The following is a 4,087-nucleotide window of genomic DNA, read 5'->3' as shown; positions in this document are numbered from 1 at the left end:
ACCAGCGCCGGACCTTGATGATGTGCGCCATCTTGGTGGTCGGAGCAAGCTCGACATAAGCTGTCGGACCATGCCAGCGATAGCGCTCGCCGGAGAGCAGGTCGTGCGCCTGGTACTGCTCGTCCTCGGGAATTCCGAAGGAGCCCAGTGGCACATGCAGGATCGAGTGGTGCGCGTGGAAGGGGTCGAGATTGACCACGCAGATGACAATGTCCGAACGGTCTTCGGTCATTTTGGCATAGGCAAGGATGTTGGGGTTGTCGGCATTCAGGAAGAGCACATTGTTATAGGTCTGCAGGGCAGGGCATTCCTGGCGGATCTGGTTGATCCGGGTGATGATGTCGACGATGTTGCCCGGGGCTTTCCAGTCGCGCATCTTGATCTCGTATTTCTCCGAGTCGAGGTACTCTTCCTTGCCGGGAATCGCCTCGTTCTCGCACAGCTCGTAGCCGCTGTAGATGCCGTAGACGCTTGACAATGTCGCGGCCAGCACGGCGCGCATGATGAATGCCGGGCGGCCGCCGAACTGCAGGATCGGTGGCAGGATGTCGGGGGTATTGGCAAAAAAGTTGCCGGTAAAGTACTCCTTCATCTCGCCACAGGTCAGTTCGCTGACGTACTCGGTCAGGTCATGCTTGTGGTCGCGCCAGGTGAAGTAGGTGTAGGACTGGGCGAAACCGACTTTCGCCAACAAGCGCATCATCTTCGGTTTGGTGAAGGCTTCGGCCAGGAAGATGACTTGCGGGTGCTGCCGGTGCACTTCACCAATCACCCATTCCCAGAACGGCACCGGTTTGGTGTGCGGATTGTCGACCCGGAAGGTGGTGACGCCCTTGCCGATCCAGAACAGAAAAATCTTGAGCATTTCCTGCCACAGTCCGGTGCGGTCGCTGGTTCCGAAATTGAGCGGGTAGACATCCTGATATTTCTTGGGCGGGTTTTCGGCGTACTTGATCGATCCATCGGGACGATGGAAAAACCAGTCCGGATGCTCGGTGACATAGGGATGGTCGGGTGAACAGTTCATCACATAGTCGAGCGCAATCTCGATTCCCAACTCACGGCAGGTGGCGACAAACTGCTCCCAGTCGTCCCAGGTGCCGAGTTGCGGTTCCAGTGCCATGTGGCCGCCGTGTTTGTTGCCGATCGCCCAGGGACTGCCGACGTCGCCCGGTACGGCTACCAGACTGTTGTTCTTGCCCTTGCGAAAGCTATGGCCAATGGGGTGGATTGGCGGCAGATAGACGACGTCGAAGCCCATCGCCTTGATGTCGTGCAGACGACGGATGCTGTCCTGCAGTGTGCCATGCCGGTACGGCAGATTGCCTTGCGAACGCGGGAAGAACTCGTACCAGGCGGCAAAACGGGCAATCGGCCGATTGACCATGATCGCCAAGGGGGGCGTCATTTGATGGCCCTCGCTGCGATCAGGGTAACTGGCCATCATGCTGCGCATGACCTTGCCGATGCCGAGGTCGATGGCACCACGCTGCTCACCGGCAGCCAGCGCAGTTTCGATGGCCGCGATGATGCCCAGCATGCGGCTGAGATCTTCGCCTTGTGCCACGGCGGCCGACTTCTTGAGGATCACCAGACCCTCCAGCAGTTCGCTCCTGAGGTCAGCACCCGGCACGCTTTTCTTGGTGATTTCGTCGACCCACGACAGATAGGTTTCGGCATAGGCCTCGATGGTGTACTCCCAGCGACCGATCGCGGTGACGGTAAGCTCGCCGAACCAGCGGTCGTTGTCACCCTGCGTCATCGGGCTTTCCTGCCACTCACGGTCCCCGGCCTGGCGTGCCTTGAGCACGGCCGCCAGCTTGAAGTGGCCCTCCTTGTAAATGTCGGCACTGACGGTGACTTTCTCGCCGACGACGCGCTTGATGGGGAAACGGCCGCCGTCTACTTGCGGTTCGACCGCTTCGATGACCACACGGGGGTATTCTTTGGGAATCATCATCCTGCTGCTCCTAAATCCTAATCCTAAATCCTGAACCGGCGAGGCCGGAAGCGTTGGGTCTGTAGGGTGACGGCCGGTGCGCGCCGACAGCGTGCAGGCCGACGGTCGCGAGCCGGGCGTCGCCGTGGCCGTCGACAACCGCCGACATCACTTCACCAGCGAATCGTAGAGTTGTTTCGTTTGTTGCGCGATGCTCGACCAGCTAAAGACTTCGCGCGCCCGTTGCTGGCCTGCTGCGGCCATCGATGCGGCGAGTTCCGGGTGGTCGAGAATCTTGTTGATCGCGGCCGCCAGATCGCGCGAAAAGACATCCGGATTGACCGGCTCGAAAGGGGCTACATGCAGTTGCTCCAGCGGCACCAGGTAGCCGGTGACGCCATCGACGACGACTTCCTTGATGCCCCCGACGGCACTCGCCACGACCGCAGTGCGGCAGGCCATGGCCTCAAGGTTGATGATCCCGAAAGGCTCGTAGATCGACGGGCAGCAGAACACCGTGGCATGCGAATAGAGCTGGATCGCTTCTTCCTTGCTCACCATCTCCTGTATCCAGACCACGTTCTGGAAACCCTCCTGGCGCACATGCTTGACCGCAGCCTTCATCTCGGCCAGGACTTCGGGGGTATCGGGGGCGCCGGCGCAGAGTACGACCTGCGCATCGGGATTGATGTAATGAATGGCATTGACCAGGTGGACGATCCCTTTCTGACGTGTGATTCGGCCCACGAAGAGGACCATCGGCTTGTCGGGGTCGATGCCGAACTTTTCGAGGGCAGCGGTTTCGTCCGTCGGGTGGTACTGGTCGACATTGATGCCGTTGTAGATCACCGTGATCTTCGCCGGGTCGATGTCGAAATGCTCGAGGATGTCGGCCTTGGTTCCCTGTGAGACGGCGATCACTGCGTCGGCCATGCTCAGTGAGGTCCGTTCGACCCATGACGACATGTCATAGCCACAGCCGAGCTGCTCGCGTTTCCATGGGCGCAGCGGTTCCAGCGAATGCACCGTATGCACCAGCGGAATGCCATAGAGGGTTTTTGCCAGGATGCCGCCCAAATGTGCGTACCAGGTGTGTACATGCACCAGGTCGGCGTCGACCTGATCGCTCAGCGTCTGGAGGTTGGTTTCGAAGGTATCCAGCGCACCGCTCAGTTTCTTGTCGACATGCGCGAAACTTCCCTTGCCGAAAGGGTAGCCCTTGATGCGTACGCCATCACTGCTGACCGCATCCTGGTCACCAAAGGAGCGGACTTCGACATGCATCAGCTTGGCGAGTTCGCCAGACAGATACTCAACGTGAACTCCGGCTCCGCCGTAGACGTGGGGAGGGTATTCTCGCGTCAATAGGAGTACTTTCATTGCGGCACTTTCTATGCTGTGGTTATGAGGTGGACGTGCTCTCGGCGCGTCGTTTGAAGGCCCTCTCATTGTAGCGGGAAAGGCGTTGGCCGGCCATGTCGGCAGCGCTGTTGGGCGTCGAATCGGGCTGCCTCGGGAGAAAGATCCGCGGTCGCGGCCAGCCGGCCAGGCGACAGGGAGTGTCCTGGCATCCGATGGCGACGGCGGCGGGCAGGACGGGTAGAATACGCCCATGAATCTGCTGGCCATCGAGACCTCGACCGATCTTGGCTCCATTGCCCTCTGGTGCGATGGCGTCGTGCTGCGGCGTTTCTGTCCGGTCGGTGTGGCGCATTCGGAAACGCTGCTGCCACTGATCCGCGCGACGCTTGGCGAGGCCGGGCTTGGCTTTGCCGATCTGCACGGGATCGCTTTCGCGGCCGGTCCCGGCTCGTTTACCGGTCTGCGTATCGCTTGCGGAGTCACCCAGGGTCTGGCCTTTGCCCATCGGCTACCGGTCATTCCGATCGGCACCCTCGACGCCATGGCGCTGGCCAGCGGGGGGGAACAGGTGCTGGTACTGCTCGACGCCCGCATGGGTGAAGTCTATTACGGCTGGTTTTCTGCGGCGGTGCCGCTCGGTGCGGTCGGGGTCTGCCAGCCGTCGGCGTTGCCGCTTCCCGACTCGGCGGGTTGGCTGGCTTGTGGTAATGGCCTTCGCGCCTATCCATTGCTGCGTGCGCGGCTGGCCGGCTGCGTGCACCTCTGGCAGCCCGAACTGATGCCCGC

Annotated in this window: 3 protein-coding genes; 1 reads left to right on the top strand and 2 read right to left on the bottom strand. The window is 60.9% G+C overall.

The window, feature by feature from the left end; translation table 11 throughout:
• A partial coding sequence (locus CAPSK01_RS11795; protein ID WP_273703561.1) for an alpha-1,4-glucan--maltose-1-phosphate maltosyltransferase occupies positions 1–1,960 on the bottom strand: 1,960 nt, incomplete at its 3' end.
• Positions 1,961–2,107: 147 nt separating this feature from the next.
• Positions 2,108–3,319 carry a glycogen synthase gene (gene glgA / locus CAPSK01_RS11790; protein ID WP_034926542.1) on the bottom strand — a complete coding sequence of 404 codons (1,212 nt, stop codon included), beginning with the start codon at positions 3,317–3,319 and terminating at the stop codon, positions 2,108–2,110.
• 232 nt (positions 3,320–3,551) lie between these two features.
• Here glgA and tsaB point away from each other — a divergent pair.
• Positions 3,552–4,087, top strand: a 536-nt coding sequence (gene tsaB, locus CAPSK01_RS11785; protein ID WP_273703560.1) for a tRNA (adenosine(37)-N6)-threonylcarbamoyltransferase complex dimerization subunit type 1 TsaB, incomplete at its 3' end; no start/stop codon positions are given.

The organism is Candidatus Accumulibacter vicinus, from assembly GCF_000584955.1.
Classification (GTDB): Bacteria; Pseudomonadota; Gammaproteobacteria; order Burkholderiales; family Rhodocyclaceae; genus Accumulibacter; species Accumulibacter vicinus.
The sequence above is the reverse complement of the archived record's forward strand: the minus strand, read 5'-3'. Positions and strand labels throughout refer to the sequence as shown.